Source organism: Streptomyces sp. SirexAA-E, assembly GCF_000177195.2.
In the GTDB taxonomy this organism is placed as follows: Bacteria; Actinomycetota; Actinomycetes; order Streptomycetales; family Streptomycetaceae; genus Streptomyces; species Streptomyces flavovirens.
Window position 1 is genome coordinate 3722994 of sequence record NC_015953.1, and the last position, 14886, is coordinate 3737879.

General features: G+C 69.8%; 16 protein-coding genes. 9 read left to right on the forward strand and 7 right to left on the reverse strand.

Annotated elements, in window-relative coordinates; all coding sequences use genetic code 11:
- The first annotated feature begins 69 nt into the window (after positions 1 to 69).
- The 3 genes from SACTE_RS16530 to rplI are packed head-to-tail and all read left to right on the forward strand — an operon-like array spanning position 70 to position 1423.
- Entirely contained in the window at positions 70 to 678 is a 609-nt protein-coding gene (locus SACTE_RS16530) for a single-stranded DNA-binding protein (RefSeq protein WP_014047182.1), read from the forward strand.
- Positions 679 to 721: 43 nt separating this feature from the next.
- A complete protein-coding gene (gene rpsR, locus SACTE_RS16535) occupies positions 722 to 958 on the forward strand; it encodes a 30S ribosomal protein S18 (RefSeq protein ID WP_003967857.1) in 237 nt (78 codons plus the stop codon).
- Positions 959 to 976: 18 nt separating this feature from the next.
- Positions 977 to 1423, forward strand: coding sequence for a 50S ribosomal protein L9 (gene rplI / locus SACTE_RS16540; RefSeq protein ID WP_014047183.1), 447 nt, complete (start codon positions 977 to 979; stop codon positions 1421 to 1423).
- Between the two features lie 156 nt (positions 1424 to 1579).
- On the opposite strand, the gene SACTE_RS16545 is transcribed toward rplI, so the two are convergent.
- On the reverse strand, positions 1580 to 2917 hold the full coding sequence (locus SACTE_RS16545) for an MATE family efflux transporter (RefSeq protein ID WP_014047184.1): 1338 nt from the start codon (positions 2915 to 2917) through the stop codon (positions 1580 to 1582).
- A gap of 458 nt (positions 2918 to 3375) precedes the next feature.
- Between SACTE_RS16545 and dnaB the strand changes: the two genes are divergently transcribed.
- Positions 3376 to 4851: a replicative DNA helicase gene (dnaB, locus tag SACTE_RS16550; protein ID WP_014047185.1), complete on the forward strand. Its 1476-nt coding sequence runs from the start codon at positions 3376 to 3378 to the stop codon at positions 4849 to 4851.
- 233 nt (positions 4852 to 5084) lie between these two features.
- Here dnaB and SACTE_RS16555 read toward each other — a convergent pair whose 3' ends face one another.
- The gene (locus tag SACTE_RS16555) at positions 5085 to 5543 is read right to left on the reverse strand and encodes a helix-turn-helix domain-containing protein (protein ID WP_014047186.1); all 459 of its coding nucleotides are present in this window, start codon (positions 5541 to 5543) and stop codon (positions 5085 to 5087) included.
- 86 nt (positions 5544 to 5629) lie between these two features.
- On the opposite strand from SACTE_RS16555, the gene SACTE_RS16560 reads away from it, so the two are divergent.
- Complete coding sequence (locus tag SACTE_RS16560) at positions 5630 to 6853, forward strand: MFS transporter (protein WP_014047187.1); 1224 nt, start codon at positions 5630 to 5632, stop codon at positions 6851 to 6853.
- Positions 6854 to 6921: 68 nt separating this feature from the next.
- Here the strand turns inward: SACTE_RS16560 and SACTE_RS16565 are convergent, their stop codons facing one another.
- Entirely contained in the window at positions 6922 to 7488 is a 567-nt protein-coding gene (locus SACTE_RS16565; RefSeq protein WP_014047188.1) for a dihydrofolate reductase family protein, read from the reverse strand.
- A gap of 187 nt (positions 7489 to 7675) precedes the next feature.
- Here SACTE_RS16565 and SACTE_RS16570 point away from each other — a divergent pair, with 187 nt between their 5' ends.
- Positions 7676 to 9145 carry an amidase gene (locus SACTE_RS16570; RefSeq protein ID WP_014047189.1) on the forward strand — a complete coding sequence of 490 codons (1470 nt, stop codon included), beginning with the start codon at positions 7676 to 7678 and terminating at the stop codon, positions 9143 to 9145.
- A gap of 15 nt (positions 9146 to 9160) precedes the next feature.
- Here the strand turns inward: SACTE_RS16570 and def are convergent, their stop codons facing one another.
- Positions 9161 to 9820, reverse strand: coding sequence for a peptide deformylase (gene def / locus SACTE_RS16575; RefSeq protein WP_014047190.1), 660 nt, complete (start codon positions 9818 to 9820; stop codon positions 9161 to 9163).
- Positions 9821 to 9894: 74 nt separating this feature from the next.
- Between def and SACTE_RS16580 the strand changes: the two genes are divergently transcribed.
- From SACTE_RS16580 to SACTE_RS16590, 3 genes are all read left to right on the forward strand, one after another.
- Positions 9895 to 10473: a helix-turn-helix domain-containing protein gene (locus tag SACTE_RS16580; RefSeq protein ID WP_014047191.1), complete on the forward strand. Its 579-nt coding sequence runs from the start codon at positions 9895 to 9897 to the stop codon at positions 10471 to 10473.
- Positions 10474 to 10725: 252 nt separating this feature from the next.
- Positions 10726 to 12105, forward strand: a complete 1380-nt coding sequence (locus SACTE_RS16585; RefSeq protein ID WP_014047192.1) for a serine hydrolase domain-containing protein — start codon at positions 10726 to 10728, stop codon at positions 12103 to 12105.
- A 101-nt stretch (positions 12106 to 12206) separates the two neighbouring features.
- On the forward strand, positions 12207 to 12632 hold the full coding sequence (locus tag SACTE_RS16590; protein WP_014047193.1) for a VOC family protein: 426 nt from the start codon (positions 12207 to 12209) through the stop codon (positions 12630 to 12632).
- A gap of 35 nt (positions 12633 to 12667) precedes the next feature.
- Here SACTE_RS16590 and SACTE_RS16595 read toward each other — a convergent pair whose 3' ends face one another.
- The 3 genes from SACTE_RS16595 to SACTE_RS16605 form a co-directional block, all read right to left on the reverse strand.
- Positions 12668 to 13831 (reverse strand): winged helix DNA-binding domain-containing protein, encoded by a 1164-nt coding sequence (locus tag SACTE_RS16595; RefSeq protein WP_014047194.1) that lies wholly within the window; start codon positions 13829 to 13831, stop codon positions 12668 to 12670.
- 66 nt (positions 13832 to 13897) lie between these two features.
- Entirely contained in the window at positions 13898 to 14350 is a 453-nt protein-coding gene (locus tag SACTE_RS16600; protein WP_019992484.1) for a GNAT family N-acetyltransferase, read from the reverse strand.
- Between the two features lie 30 nt (positions 14351 to 14380).
- Positions 14381 to 14839 (reverse strand): MarR family transcriptional regulator, encoded by a 459-nt coding sequence (locus tag SACTE_RS16605; RefSeq protein ID WP_014047196.1) that lies wholly within the window; start codon positions 14837 to 14839, stop codon positions 14381 to 14383.
- Between the last annotated feature and the right edge of the window lie 47 nt (positions 14840 to 14886).

Below are 14886 nucleotides of genomic sequence, written 5' to 3' on the forward strand. Positions count from 1 at the left end.
AACCAGCTCAGCGGTCATCGGGTTCGAGTAGCAAGCAGCCAGAAGCAATCCCCGCCGAGAGGTTCATCCATGGCAGGCGAGACCGTCATCACGGTCGTCGGCAATCTCGTCGACGACCCCGAGCTGCGCTTCACCCCGTCCGGTGCGGCGGTCGCGAAGTTCCGTGTCGCGTCCACTCCCCGCATCTTCGATCGGCAGACCAATGAGTGGAAGGACGGCGAAGGCCTGTTCCTCACCTGCTCGGTCTGGCGACAGGCGGCGGAGAACGTCGCCGAGTCGCTCACGCGCGGCATGCGAGTCGTCGTGCAGGGCCGACTGAAGCAGCGGTCCTACGAGGACCGCGAGGGCGTCAAGCGCACGGTCTACGAGCTGGATGTCGAGGAAGTCGGCCCCAGCCTCAAGAACGCCACGGCCAAGGTCACCAAGACCACCGGTCGTGGTGGGCAGGGTGGCCAGGGCGGATACGGCGGCGGCCAGCAGGGCGGCGGCAACTGGGGCGGCGGTCCCGGGGCCGGCGGTCAGCAGGGCGGCGGCGCTCCGGCGGACGACCCCTGGGCCACCAGCGGTCCGGCCGGCGGCCAGCAGGGCGGCGGCGCCGCTCCGCAGGGTGGCGGCGGGGGCTGGGGCGGAAGCTCCGGCGGTTCCGGCGGCGGCTACTCGGACGAGCCTCCCTTCTAGGGCTGCTCGTACCCCCACTTCTTGATCACACAGGAGAAACACCATGGCGAAGCCGCCTGTGCGCAAGCCTAAGAAGAAGGTCTGCGCGTTCTGCAAGGACAAGACCCAGTACGTGGACTACAAGGACACGAACATGCTGCGGAAGTTCATTTCCGACCGCGGCAAGATCCGTGCCCGCCGCGTCACCGGCAACTGCACGCAGCACCAGCGTGACGTCGCCACGGCAGTCAAGAACAGCCGTGAGATGGCGCTGCTGCCCTACACGTCCACCGCGCGATAAGGGAAGGGTGACCGAATCATGAAGATCATCCTCACCCACGAGGTCACTGGCCTCGGTGCCGCCGGCGACGTCGTGGACGTCAAGGACGGGTACGCCCGTAACTACCTGGTTCCGCGTGGCTTTGCCATCCGCTGGACCAAGGGTGGCGAGAAGGACGTGGCGCAGATCCGCCGCGCCCGCAAGATCCACGAGATCGCGACCATCGAGCAGGCCAACGAGATCAAGGCCAAGCTCGAGGGCGTCAAGGTTCGTCTGGCTGTTCGCTCCGGCGACGCCGGCCGTCTCTTCGGCTCCGTCACCCCGGCTGACATCGCCTCGGCGATCAAGTCCGCGGGTGGCCCGGACGTCGACAAGCGTCGCGTCGAGCTCGGTTCGCCGATCAAGACGCTGGGCGGGCACCAGGTGTCCGTTCGTCTGCACCCCGAGGTTGCCGCGAAGCTCGGTATCGAGGTCGTTGCCGCCTAAGGGCGCAGCTCGGCAGAGCTGAATGAAGGGCCGCACCCCCACCGGGTGCGGCCCTTCGTCATTCCGTTCGCGGTTTCACGTGAAACCGCGAACGGAACGACGTTTCACGTGAAACCACGCTTCCGGTGGCCGACTGTTTCCGGGGGTCAGGGTTGTTCAGCGGGTGGCGCCGGTCACGATCCAGCGGCCGGACCGGGCGCGTAGCCAGAGCGTGGCCAGGCGGATCACCATCATCAGCGCCATCGTCCACCACAGCGCGGTGAGGCCTCCTCCGAAGGCGGGGACGAGGAGTGCGGCAGGGGCGAAGACGGCCAGGGTCAGCAGCATGGCCCAGGCGAGGTAGCGGCCGTCGCCCGCACCCATCAGTACGCCGTCCAGGACATAGACCACGCCCGCGAACGGCTGGGTGAGGGCGACGACGAGGAGAGCGGGCAGCAGTGTCTCGCGCACGGAGGTGTCGCCGGTGAACAGCGGGATGAACAGGGGGCGGGTCAGGATGATGAGCACCCCGATGACGAGACCGGCCGCGATGCCCCACTGGACCATCCGTCGACAGGCTTCGCGGGCTCCGTCGGAGTCGTTCGCCCCGAGATAGCGGCCGATGATCGCCTGTCCGGCGATGGCGATGGCGTCCAGGGCGAAGGACGCGAGGCTCCACAGCGAGAGGATGATCTGGTGCGCGGCTATGTCCGTGTCGCCGAGCCGAGCGGCGACGGCGGTGGCGATCATCAGGACCGAACGGAGCGAGAGCGTACGGACCAGCAAGGGGACACCCGCGTGGGCGCTGGCCCGGATGCCTGCGGCGTCAGGGCGGAGCGAGGCGCCGTGCCGTCGGGCGCCGCGGATCACCACGACGAGGTAGACGAATGCCATGGCCGCCTGGGCGATCACCGTTCCCCAGGCGGATCCGGCGATGCCGAGGCCGGCTCCGTAGACAAGGACCACGTTGAGGACGCCGTTGGCGGCGAATCCGCCGACGGCGACGTACAAGGGGGTCCGGGTGTCCTGGAGCCCGCGCAGTACGCCCGTCGCCGCGAGGACGACCAGCATCGCGGGGATGCCGAGGCTGGAGATGCGCAGATAAGTGGTGGCGTACGGGGCGGCTGTGTCGGAGGCGCCGAACGCTTCGACCAACCAGGGCGCGGTGGGCAGAGCGACGGCGACCACGGCGGCCCCGAGGAGCAGGGCGAGCCAGATCCCGTCCATGCCCTGACGGATCGCTGCGGGAAGGTCGCCCGCGCCCACCCGGCGGGCGACGGCGGCCGTGGTGGCGTAGGCGAGGAACACGAAAACGCTCACCGCGGTGGTCAGCAGGGCTGCTGCCACCCCCAGCCCGGCCAGTTGCGGGGTGCCGAGGTGGCCGACGATGGCGCTGTCGACCATGACGAAGAGTGGCTCGGCGACGAGGGCGCCGAAGGCCGGAACGGCGAGTGCGATGATCTCGCGGTCGTGTCGACGACGGGACGGGGGTGGGGTCGCGGGAGCCTCGGTCATAGGCGCCAATCTAATCTTCCACAGGTAAGAGATGCAAAGCCTTGGCATCCCTTACTTCTGAGGGCCTTCCCGGTGTGGTCGCGTGAGGATCTCGGTGATCTTGGTGCGGGGGCGAAAGTTTTTCTCTCCCACAGTCAGTGGACGGGGAAAGGGCAGGTCAGGTGGGTTACGGGGGTGGGGCTATGAGTTTGTCCACAGTTCTGTCCCCCGGTCCGTGCACAGGATCAGGCAGGTTCTCCACAGCATCTGGTACGTCGTCCACATGGCCTGTGGATAACCAGATTGGCTGACGGTGCGGACGGGCCTACCGTGTACCGGCGCCCGCACTTCGTTCCGGCCTGGAAACTCGCAGAACTTGACGCGTCGGAACCGGAGTCGGGCGTCTTGTTTGTCGGTGCTGTGCCGTAAGAAAGAGTGGCACGGCTAGGTCCGCTCAGCGGACGGGAGGAGGTGGCCCGGTGAGCATCCCCGAGCCTTTGGACGATCCCTGGGCCGACGTCGGTCCCAGTGACCGTCTGCCTGTCTCCCGTCAGCGCCGAGGCGAGGGCAAGGGGCGCGACGAGCAGCACGAGCGGGGGCGGGACAGCGGCTGGGACAACGGTCAGTCCGGCTTCGAGCGGGTCCCACCGCAGGACCTCGACGCCGAGCAGTCCGTGCTGGGCGGGATGCTGCTCTCCAAGGACGCCATCGCGGACGTCGTGGAGATCATCAAGGGCCATGACTTCTACCGTCCGGCCCACGAGACCGTGTACACGGCGATCCTCGACCTCTACGCCAAGGGCGAGCCGGCGGACCCGATCACCGTGGCGGCCGAGCTGGTCAAGCGCGGCGAGATCACCAAGGTCGGCGGGGCCCCTTATCTGCACACCCTGGTCCAGTCGGTTCCGACCGCGGCCAACGCCTCGTACTACGCGGAGATCGTCCACGAGCGTGCGGTCCTCCGCCGTCTCGTCGAGGCCGGTACGAAGATCACGCAGATGGGGTACGCGGCCGACGGGGACGTCGACGAGATCGTGAACTCGGCGCAGGCCGAGATCTACGCCGTCACCGAGCAGCGGACCAGCGAGGACTACCTGCCGCTCGGCGACATCATGGAGGGCGCCCTCGACGAGATCGAGGCGATCGGTTCCCGCAGCGGTGAGATGACGGGTGTCCCCACCGGGTTCACCGACCTCGACTCCCTGACGAACGGCCTGCACCCCGGTCAGATGATCGTCATCGCCGCGCGTCCCGCCATGGGTAAGTCGACCCTGGCGCTCGACTTCGCCCGGGCGTGCTCGATCAAGAGCAACCTGCCGAGCGTGATCTTCTCCCTGGAGATGGGGCGCAACGAGATCGCGATGCGCCTGCTCTCGGCCGAGGCGCGGGTGGCTCTGCACCACATGCGGTCCGGCACCATGACCGACGAGGACTGGACGCGGCTGGCACGGCGGATGCCGGACGTCTCGGCCGCCCCTCTCTACATCGATGACTCGCCGAACCTCTCGATGATGGAGATCCGCGCGAAGTGCCGTCGGCTCAAGCAGCGCAACGACCTCAAGCTGGTGGTCATCGACTACCTCCAGCTGATGCAGTCCGGTGGCGCGAAGCGCGCCGAGAGCCGGCAGCAGGAGGTCTCGGACATGTCCCGAAACCTCAAGCTCCTCGCCAAGGAGCTTGAGCTCCCGGTCATCGCGCTCTCCCAGCTGAACCGTGGCCCCGAGCAGCGCACGGACAAGAAGCCGATGGTCTCCGACCTGCGTGAGTCGGGATCCATCGAGCAGGACGCCGACATGGTCATCCTGCTGCACCGCGAGGACGCGTACGAGAAGGAGTCACCGCGTGCGGGCGAGGCGGACCTGATCGTGGCCAAGCACCGTAACGGCCCGACCGCGACGATCACCGTGGCGTTCCAGGGGCACTACTCCCGCTTCGTGGACATGGCGCAGACCTGAGGTTCCCCGTCGTGTTTCTCTGTCGCCGTGTCGTTTTCTCCGCTGTCGTGTCGTGGAGAGGGCAGTCCTGGCGGCGACTGGCCTGGGGTGTCTCCCGGCTGTCGCGGGTATCGCCGTAGCGTACGTTCCGCCGGTACGGCGGGTCTGCCCATGACGCCCGCACTCCGTCCTGGTCGACCCGGGTCTGTGGATGCCCCCGGCCCAGATGTTCGAGCACGTCGGAGTCTTGGCTTCTACCGGATCTTCTGCACGTGCGTGGTATCGGTGTCGAGAGGGTTGCCGTCGGCGCTGGTCGGCACGATGTCCGGCACAGGGGTGCCGTGCTCGTCGACCAAGGTGGAGTGCGCCTCGCCGGGCGCGAAGGCGTGGCGCTCCCCCCACTGCCGCAGGGTGAGGATGACGGGGAAGAGGTCGCGGCCGGCGTCGGTGAGCACGTATTCCTGACGGCGGCCCGATGGCGCGGTGCGTTGGGCGAGGAGCCCGTATGCGGTGAGCTTGCGCAGGCGCTCGGTGAGGATGTTGCGGGCGATGCCGGTACGTCGCTGGAACTCGGTGAACGATCGCGCCCCGTCCATCGCGTCGCGGATGACGAGAAGGCTCCATCTGTCGCCGACGAGATCGAGTGTGCGGGCTACAGGGCAGTCGGGGTCGGTCCAGTCGGGCTTCGGGACGCGCGTGGTGGTGCGCGGCATGACACCTCCCAAAGAGTTGCGGAATGAAACCAGCATGCCCTACCGTCAAAACGGTTGCGATTCGCTACTGATTGGGGCCGGGTGCGATGGACGTGTGGCGGCGGCTACTGCTCGCGGTGGTGTGTGGCGTCGCGGTGGCCGGCATCTATGCCGCGCAGCCGGTTCTGGAACCGATGGGACGGGATCTCGGTGTGTCGGCGGCACACACGGGGTGGATCGTTGCGACCGGTCAGTTCGGCTATCTGGCAGGGCTGGTGCTGCTGGTGCCGCTCGGCGATGTGGTCGTCGACCGGCGGCGGCTCATCGCCGTGCACCTGGCGATCACCGCGACCGGCCTGGTCCTGACGGCCTCCGCGTCAGCCGGATGGATGGCGTTCGCGGGGCTCACAGTGGCCGGGCTGTTCGCGGTCGTCGTACAGACCACCGTGGCCTACGCGGCGTCCCTCTCGCCGCCTGCCGAACGAGGCCGGAACATCGGTGTCGTGACCTCGGGTGTCGTGGTCGGCATCCTGGGCGCACGGGTTGCCACCGGCACGCTCGCCGATGTGTGGGGCTGGCGGAGCATCTATGTGGTGCTGGCGGTGCTGTCGCTCGGGCTCGCGGTTCTCGTCCTCGTCGCACTGCCGACGGAAGACCGTCACAGCAGACCCGCGGGGTACAGGCAGGCCGTCGTTTCACTCGGCGGACTCTTCGGACAGCGCCTCCTGCTGACGCGCGGGCTCATCGCGTTCTTCTTGTTCGCGTCCTTCGGAACGCTGTGGAGTGGGCTGTCCCTGCCGCTTGCGGACGCACCCTGGCACCTGAACGAGAGCCAGATCGGATTGTTCGGCATCGCGGGGCTTGCCGGCGCCCTCGGCGCCGCACGCGCGGGACGGTGGGCGGATGCGGGACGGACGGCTCAGGTCACCGGCCTCGCGCTCACCCTGCTCGTCCTCTCGTGGGCAGCCATCGCGCAGCTGCCGGGGACACCGGGGCTCCTCATCGTCGGAATCGTGGCCCTCGACTTCGCGGTCCAGGCCGTACACGTGAGTAACCAGCACCTGCTCACCACCGCGCACCCGGATCGCACCAGCGGAGTCATCGGCGGCTACATGGTGTTCTACTCGCTCGGCTCCGCCCTTGGAGCCGCCGCGACCACCGCGGTCTTCTCCATCCACGGCTGGGCAGGTTCCAGCCTCCTCGGGGCAGGATTCGCGGTCTGCGCGCTGGCCGTCTGGGCGGTGAACGGGCGATCTCCCCTCGACAGCGCGGACGCCCGTCACCCGCCGCACCGAGCGCGGCCCGCAGCCGGAGTCGTCCGGGCCGACTGAGGCATGGGCAGTGGTGGCCCGATGTCGTATGCGGCGTCGCCGTGGGACCACCGCGTGGGGGCTGCTGCTCAGCGCCTCGTCTCGTACCTGGTCAGGACCACGCCGCCGGGAAACGTCCGCGTCTCGACCAGATTCAGGTTCACCCAGCTGTCCAGCGCGGTGAAGAACGGCGTGCCGCTGCCCACCAGGACCGGATGGGCGGCGATCACGTACTCGTCGATCAGCCCAGCACGCATGGCCGCCCCGGCGAGCGTTGCGCCGCCGATGTTCATCGGGCCGCCGTCCTCGGCCTTGAGCCGGGTGATCTCGGCGATCGCGTCGCCGGTGACCAGGCGGGTGTTCCAGTCGACCTCGTCGATCGTCGAGGAGAACACCACCTTCGGCGTGTCCCGCCAGTTCCGCGCGAACTCGATCTCCGCCGGGGTGGCGTCGGGCTGCTGGTCGCCGGTCGGCCAGTAGGAGCTCATCGTCTCCCACAGCTTGCGCCCGTACAGCGACAGGCCGTTCGCCTGCTCCTGGTCGAGCCACCACTGGAACAGCTCGTCGCTCGGCGGCCCGCTCCACCCGATGTCGTCGCCGGCCGCGGCGGTGTAGCCGTCCAGGGTCAGGTTCATGCCGTAGATCAGTTTCCGCATGGCTCAGCCTTCCGGTCGGGGTGTCCGGCGTACTGACCAGCGTGGCGCGGGAGACTCATCGGTGCGCGGTCCGGGCTTGCGGGGGCACCCTCGTGTCCGGGCTCGGCGGGGTGTGCCCGGCCGTTTCCGAGGTGTTGTGCGCGGCGGCGTTTCGTGGCCTCTCGCGTAGGTCCGTACGGTCCGATCCATGGAGTGGAATTTTCTGACGGCCGAGGAACTCGTGGGTTCGTTGCGTGCCGGAGAAGTGACGTCGGCGGAACTGACCGACGAGGCGATCGCCCGTATCGAGCGGGACGACAAGGCGGTCAACGCGATCTGTGTGCCGGACTTCGACCGTGCGCGGGCCGCCGCGCGTGATGCCGACGAGGCGCGCGCCCGCGGTGAGGACCGGCCGCTGCTCGGCATTCCGGTGACGGTCAAGGAGTCGTACAACGTCGCCGGGCTGCCCACGAACTGGGGTATGGAGCCGCACCGGGACCACATGCCGGCCGAGGACGCGGTGCAGGTGTCGCGGCTGAAGGAGGCAGGCGCGGTGGTGCTCGGCAAGACCAATGTTCCTGTGGGGCTGCAGGACGTGCAGAGCTTCAACAAGATCTACGGCACCACCAACAACCCGTGGGACCACGGCCGTACGTCGGGCGGCTCCTCCGGCGGATCGGCGGCGGCGCTGGCCTCGGGATTCGGCGCGCTGTCGATCGGCTCCGACATCGCCGGTTCACTGCGCACCCCCGCGCACTTCTGCGGTGTCTACGCGCACAAGCCGACGCTCGGTCTGGCGGCCGGCCGCGGTATGGTCCCCCCGCTCGCGCCCGCGTGGCCGACGGAGCCCGACCTCGCCGTCGTCGGTCCGATGGCGCGCTCGGCCCGCGACCTCACGCTCCTGCTGGACGTCATGGCCGGACCGGACCCGCTGACGTTCGGTGTGGCGCACCAGGTGACGCTGCCGCCCGCCCGCCACGAGCGGCTCCGCGACTTCCGGGTCCTGCTCGTCGACACGCACCCGCTCATTCCGACGGCTTCCGCTGTGCGCGCGGGCGTGGACCGGGTGGCCGACGCGCTTGTCGACGGCGGTGCCCGAGTCGAACGGCACAGTCCGCTGCTGCCTGACCTGGTCGAAGCCGCGACGGTCTACACACAGCTGCTGTTCTCGAGCTCCGTCGCGCGGTTCCCCGTCGAAACGTACGAGCAGTTGCGGATCCGCGCCGCCGGACTGGGCGTGGACGACCGGAGCCTCGACGCGGTCCGGCTGCGCAGCATGGTGTCGAGCCACCATGACTGGATGGAGGCGAACGGCCGCCGAGAACTCCATCGTCACGGCTGGCGGCGGCTCTTCGTCGAGTTCGACGCCGTGGTGTGCCCCGTCACGCCCACCCCGGCGTTCCCGCACGACCATCTCCCCGACCCGAGGGAGCGCCGGATCGACATCGACGGCGCCGAGTACCCGTACTTCGACCAGCTCGTCTGGGCCGGCCTGGCCACCATGCCCGGCCTGCCCGCCACCGCCGTACCTGCGGGCCGGTCCCCCGAGGGGCTGCCGGTGGGCGTGCAGATCATCGGTCCGATGTTCGAGGACCGCACTCCGCTACGCCTGGCCGAACTGCTCGAGCAGGAGATCGGTGGCTTCCGGATGCCGGGGGAGCCGGCATCCGCGGCGTAGTGCGCGCGGGGTGCTTCACCTCGGGTGGGAGGCCTTGAGGGCGCGGCGGGCGAAGACGTCCTCGGAGCGCTCCTCCATCTGACGCAGCGCGTCCTTGCGGTCCCGCTTGGACAGCCGGTCGAGATACGTGTGGCCGACGAGGTGGTCGCTCTCGTGCTGGAGGCAGCGTGCGAAGTACCCCGTGCCCTCGATGACGAGCGGGTTGCCGTCCTTGTCGAAGCCACGAACGGTGGCACGGTCGGTGCGGGGGAGCGTCATGGAGGCCCCGGGCACGGACAGGCAACCCTCGGAGTCGTCGACGAGCCGGCGGCTGCCCGGATCGGGCTGGTCCAGGACCGGGTTGACGATGTGCCCCACGTGCCGGACGCCCTGGTCGTCCGGGCAGTCGTAGACGAACAGCCGCAGATCGACGTCGACCTGGTTGGCGGCCAGGCCGGCACCGTCGGCGACGTACATTGTCACGAACATGTCGTCGATCAGCGCCGCCAATCCGGGGGAGCCGAACGAGGTCACCTCCTGGCACGGACGGCTCAGGACCTCCTCACCCACCACCGTGATCCGGCGTACCGAGCCCCGTCGTGCCTCCGGCGCCAGATCCGGGTACGTGTCGACCGGCCGTCCCAGCACCCGGACCCGCCGGTCGGCAGGAGCGTCTCCCTCGTCGCGCACAGCCATGGCCGTCTCCTCTTCCTTCCGCCCACACACCACTTCACTTGCCAAGAGCTTTGCAAAGTAGCAGACTTTGCAAAGTGACTGAAGACGACGTCAACACTCCGCACGACCGGGCGGCCGGAGCCGGCGAGGACCTGCGCGTGCACGAGGTGCGTACGGCGTTGCTGGATCTGCTCGGCGAAGTCGGGACGGTCACGGCGACCGAAGCGGCTTCCCGGCTGGGGTACAGCTCCGGACTCTGCTCGTTCCATCTACGCCAGCTCGCACGGCACGGATACATCGAGGAAGCCCCCCATCAGGGGGGCCGTGCCCGCCCCTGGCGTCTGAGGCGCCCGGACCCCGCCGTCGAGCCGTCGGCGCGGGCGGAGTTCGGCGACCTGGCTCGGGGGCTGGAGGACGAGAGCTGGCAGCGATGGCTGGCCCGGCGGGACGAGGCACCGTCCGAGTGGCGCCACGACGAGGCATTCAGCGCCATCGCCTATCTGACCCCCGAAGAGATGAGCCGGGTCGCTGACGCCGTCCGACAGGCGCTCGCACCCTACCGGGACCGCGAAGAGCGTCCCCTGGCCCGGCCCGCGGATGCTCTGCCGGTCGCGCTCATCGCCCGGCTCTTCCCCTTGCTCCCTCATGGGGCGAAGGACACGGGCCACGGCTGAACGGGGCGTGTGCGCGCGGTCGTTCCGAGCGGGCAGGACCCGCCATGCCCCACATCGAGGCGTGCGGGCACAGGCCCGTCACGTCGACCGCGAAGTCGGCCGGCCCGTCACGCCGACCGCGAAGTCGGCCGGTCCGTCACGCCGACCGCGAAGTCGGCCGGTCCGTCACGCCGACCGCGAAGTCGGCCGGTCCGTCACGCCGACCGCGAAAAGGGCTGGCCGGACGGGTGCGGCCGCGGGTAGTCCTTGACCATGACCTCATCCGAATCGCTGCTTCCCGGTACCCGGCGAGCCCTGCTCCACCGCATCGCCACCGCCCAGACCGAGGGCCGAACCCCGTCACTCGTCGCGGCGGTGCAGCGCGCGGGCCGAATCGCCTGGAGCGGGGCGCGCAGCTGCGTGCGGGACCATGCCCCGGACGACGACACCCAGTACCGGATCGGCTCCCTCACCAAGACCTTCACCGCCGTGCTGGTGCTGCGCCTCCGTGACGAGGGCCTGCTCGGCCTGGACGATCCGCTGGAGAAGCATCTGCCCGGCACCGGTGTGGGTGAGGCGACCGTCTTCCAACTGCTGGGCCACAGTGCGGGACTGGCCGCGGAGACGCCGGCGCCCTGGTGGGAGAGGACTCCGGGCCGTATCAGGCCGGAGCTGTCGGACGTGCTGGGCGGGCAGCCGCTGGTGCACCCGGCGGGCCACGGCCACCATTACTCCAACCCGGGTTACACGCTGCTCGGTGCGCTCGTGGAGAAGCTGCGGGGTGACTCCTGGGCCGAGGTACTGCGCCGCGAGATCCTCGATCCTCTGGGGATGGACCGAACGACGGTGCAGCCCCAGGCCCCGCACGCCGACGGCTGGGCTGTTCATCCGTGGGCCGACGTCATGCTTCCCGAGCCCGTCGAGGACCTCGGACTCATGGCGCCGGCGGGTCAGCTCTGGTCGACCACCACCGACCTGCTCCGCTTCGCCCTGTTCCTCGCGCGGGGCGACGACCGCGTGCTGAGCGCGTCGTCGGTCGAGCAGATGCGTACGCCCGCGGCTCCGCTCGAGACCGTGGACCAGGACGGGAACTACGGACTCGGCCTTCAGGCGGTACGGCAGGAGGGCCGTACGCTCCTGGGCCACACCGGATCGCTCCCGGGCTTCCTCGCCGCGCTGTGGTTCAGCGTCGAGGACGACGTCGCGGCGGTGGTGCTCTCCAATGCCACTTCCGGTCCGGCGATCGCCACGGTCGCCGCCGACCTCGTTCGGATCGTCGCCGAGGCCGAGCCGAGGATCCCGGAACCCTGGCGCCCGCTGCCCGAGGTGGACCAGGAACTGCTGGCCCTGACCGGCCCCTGGTACTGGGGCACGCGCGCCCACACCCTCACCCTCCGGGCGGACCGTGGAGTGGAGCTCCGGCCGCTCCAGGGCCCCGGACGCGGAGCTCGCTTCCGGGCCGCCGCGGACGGGACCTGGACCGGTCTCGACGGCTACTACGCGGGCGAGACCCTCCGGGTCGTACGTGCCGACGACGGCACCGTCGATCATCTGGACCTGGGCTCCTTCGCCTTCACGAGGGAGCCGTACGACCCTGCGGCGGCCGTGCCCGGGGGCGTGGACGAGGGGGGATGGCGTGGCCTGGCCACGTGACGGTGGGCACGGCGGGTCCCTGTGCGCGTGAGCGCGTAGGTGCCGCGTTCCGTTGCGCCGACGCTGACCGATGTGCGGGTGGACTACATACACTGACGCACATGTCATGCCGCATCAGTGAACTGGTCATCGATGCCGCCGACCCTGAGCGGCTTGCCGGGTTCTGGAGCAAGGTCCTCGGCTACGTCGAACTCGAACGCGAGGACGACGGAAGCATCGCGATCGGTCCGCCCGACACCGGCTTCGGTGGCCCGCAGCCCACCCTCGTCCTCAGCCCCAGCAGTGACCCGCGTACCGGGAAGCTCCCGCTGCACATCGATGTCAACGCCACCGACCGCGACCAGGACGCGGAGCTGGAGCGGCTGCTCGCGCTCGGTGCCAGGCCCGCCGACGTCGGCCAGACCGGCACCGAGAGCTGGCACGTTCTGGCCGACCCGGAGGGCAACGAATTCTGCCGCTGCGCACCAGGCTGCAGCCCCTCCGACCATGACCACCCCTCACACGGTCGCGGGCGCCGTTTCACGTGAAACATCAGCTCCGGTATGCCGGGACCGTCGAGGGGTCAGGACGTCAGTTCGCGTTCCATGGGAGTGCGGAAGCGTGGAGTGATCCTGGTGTCGCCCACCCAGGCGGTCAGACGGGACGCCTCGGACTCGATCAGGGCGGAGCCGTCCTGGCCGACGTCCGACAGCAGCCGCCACACGATCTCACCGTCGGCTCGCTGGGCCCAGCCGCCCACGATCCTGCCGTTCCACCACACCGTCGGCCCGATGTTTCCGGCCCGGTCGAACAGCGCCGCCCGATGGTCGGCCTGGAGCTGGAAGCCTCGGTCGGCCCAGCCCATGGCGCTGGGGTCGAGGCTGGGCAGAAGCGCAGCCCAGGGCTCCACGGGCGGCTCGGGGCCGAGATCCCCAGGAGCGACCCAGCCCGCCGCCCCGCCGTCGAGCAGCACCTCCTCCGCACCGACGGCAGCCAGCGCCGTGCGTGTCTCGCGGAGCCCCCAGCCCGTCCACCACTTCAGGTCGGCCTCGGTGCCGGGCCCGTACGCGTGGAGCCAGCGCCGAGCCACCTCGGCCTGTGCCGTGGCCGGGGGCGAAGACGGCCAGGGATCGGATGCCGTCCATCGGAACTGGCTGGAGGTCCATGAGCCGCGCGGCCGGTCACGCCGGATGCGCCCCTCGGCAGCCAGGAGACGGATCACCCGGGAGGCGACACCCTGCACGGTCTCCTGCCTCGTGCCGGGAAAGACGGTGATCTTGGTCCGGAGGGCCGGTACGGCTGCCGACAGCTCGCTCCCACTGGCCCGGCCACGCTCGGCCAACACGGCGACGGTCTCCTGTTCGGCGTCCGCGAGCCAGCGTGCGTCCAGACCCTTGCCGTCCGCTTCCAGATGCTTGAGGAAGGTCCGCCGTTCCTTCGCCGCGACGGCCCGCGCGTTCGCGGCGTCGACGAAGGGAGCGAACCCGCTGGAGACGGTGAAGAGGGTGTTGCGCATGGAGAGGAGCCGGACCAGTGAGACCTCGTCGTAGAGGGCCCGCTCCATAAGGGTGACGCGCGGCTCCGACAGCCGGGCGCACACCGAGAGGTGGAGCGTCGCGGCGTCGGTGGAATGCAGCGCAACCACCGCGTCCGCGACGGCCGGAACGGAGGGGGCGCGCACCGAGGGGGCCAGCAGGTGCCTGCGGCCGAGCCTGAGGCGGCGCTGCTCGTCGTCGATGCGGTGCATGCGTCCCTCGCGGTCGGCGGGTTCGTACGGGAAGGGCGGGGGTGGGGGCCGGCGGGACCGGTCGGCTCAGAGGCTGAGCTTGAACCCCACATGGCTCGCGGTGAAGCCGAGCCGTTCGTAGAAGCGGTGGGCGTCGGTACGGGTGGCGTCGGACGTCAGCTGCACCAGGCGGCAGCCCTGACGCCGCGATTCGTCGACCGCCCACTGGATCAGCTGGGTGCCGAGACCGCTTCCGCGTTCGTCGGCGTGGATGCGGACACCTTCGATGATCGACCGGGTCGCACCCTTCCGGGACAGCCCGGGAACGACGGTCAGTTGCAGGGTCCCCACGACGCGCGCCTCACGCACGGCCACGACCAGGTGCTGGTTCGGGTCGTCCGCCAGCCGGTGGAACGCCGTCCGGTAGGGGGCGAGGTCGTCCGGTGACTCGCGCTGGGCGCCCAGCGGGTCGTCGGCCAGCATGGCCACGACGGCCGGGAGGTCGGAGAGTGCGGCGGGGCGTATGTCGAGATCGCTCATGATCGGCAGACTACGCAACAACCCGGCCGCTCAGGCAGGGACTTTGAGTGCTTCGACCGTCCGGACCAGCGGAGCCAGCTCCGGGTTCTTTGCGGCCTCGTCCAGCGCTGCGCGCAGTGCGCCGTCGTTGGTGGGCCGGGCCTCGTCCAGCAGTGTGAGACCGGCTTCCGTCACGTCGGTGTAGATGCCCCGGCGGTCGGTGTCGCAGAGATAGCGGGTCAGCAGTCCGCGGTCCTCGAGGCGGGTGACGAGCCTCGTGGTGGCGCTCTGGCTGAGTACCACGGCGTCCGCGACCTGCTTCATCTGCAGATGGCCGCCGGTGCCGCTGTGCTGGCGGCTGAGGACGTCGAGCAGTGAGTACTCCCGCACGCTGAGGCCGTGGCGGGACTGGAGGGCCCGCTCGATGTGCGCCTCGATCTTTCCGTGGAGCAGGGAGAGGGCGCACCAGCTCTGGGCGAGGGCGGTGAGTGCGGGGTCCGTCGCTGTCATGTCTCTCTCTCCTCGGCGCGGGAGCTACTGCAGTCCAGGGTAGGGCA

What these genes read in the sequence shown, in the direction of transcription:
- SACTE_RS16530 (WP_014047182.1), top strand. Translation starts at nt 70, where the DNA reads ATGGCAGGCGAGACCGTCATCACGGTCGTCGGCAATCTCGTCGACGAC.
- rpsR (WP_003967857.1), top strand. Translation starts at nt 722, where the DNA reads ATGGCGAAGCCGCCTGTGCGCAAGCCTAAGAAGAAGGTCTGCGCGTTC.
- rplI (WP_014047183.1), top strand. Translation starts at nt 977, where the DNA reads ATGAAGATCATCCTCACCCACGAGGTCACTGGCCTCGGTGCCGCCGGC.
- SACTE_RS16545 (WP_014047184.1), bottom strand. Translation starts at nt 2,917, where the DNA reads ATGACCGAGGCTCCCGCGACCCCACCCCCGTCCCGTCGTCGACACGAC.
- SACTE_RS16555 (WP_014047186.1), bottom strand. Translation starts at nt 5,543, where the DNA reads ATGCCGCGCACCACCACGCGCGTCCCGAAGCCCGACTGGACCGACCCC.
- SACTE_RS16560 (WP_014047187.1), top strand. Translation starts at nt 5,630, where the DNA reads ATGGACGTGTGGCGGCGGCTACTGCTCGCGGTGGTGTGTGGCGTCGCG.
- SACTE_RS16565 (WP_014047188.1), bottom strand. Translation starts at nt 7,488, where the DNA reads ATGCGGAAACTGATCTACGGCATGAACCTGACCCTGGACGGCTACACC.
- SACTE_RS16570 (WP_014047189.1), top strand. Translation starts at nt 7,676, where the DNA reads ATGGAGTGGAATTTTCTGACGGCCGAGGAACTCGTGGGTTCGTTGCGT.
- def (WP_014047190.1), bottom strand. Translation starts at nt 9,820, where the DNA reads ATGGCTGTGCGCGACGAGGGAGACGCTCCTGCCGACCGGCGGGTCCGG.
- SACTE_RS16585 (WP_014047192.1), top strand. Translation starts at nt 10,726, where the DNA reads ATGACCTCATCCGAATCGCTGCTTCCCGGTACCCGGCGAGCCCTGCTC.
- SACTE_RS16590 (WP_014047193.1), top strand. Translation starts at nt 12,207, where the DNA reads ATGTCATGCCGCATCAGTGAACTGGTCATCGATGCCGCCGACCCTGAG.
- SACTE_RS16595 (WP_014047194.1), bottom strand. Translation starts at nt 13,831, where the DNA reads ATGCACCGCATCGACGACGAGCAGCGCCGCCTCAGGCTCGGCCGCAGG.
- SACTE_RS16600 (WP_019992484.1), bottom strand. Translation starts at nt 14,350, where the DNA reads ATGAGCGATCTCGACATACGCCCCGCCGCACTCTCCGACCTCCCGGCC.
- SACTE_RS16605 (WP_014047196.1), bottom strand. Translation starts at nt 14,839, where the DNA reads ATGACAGCGACGGACCCCGCACTCACCGCCCTCGCCCAGAGCTGGTGC.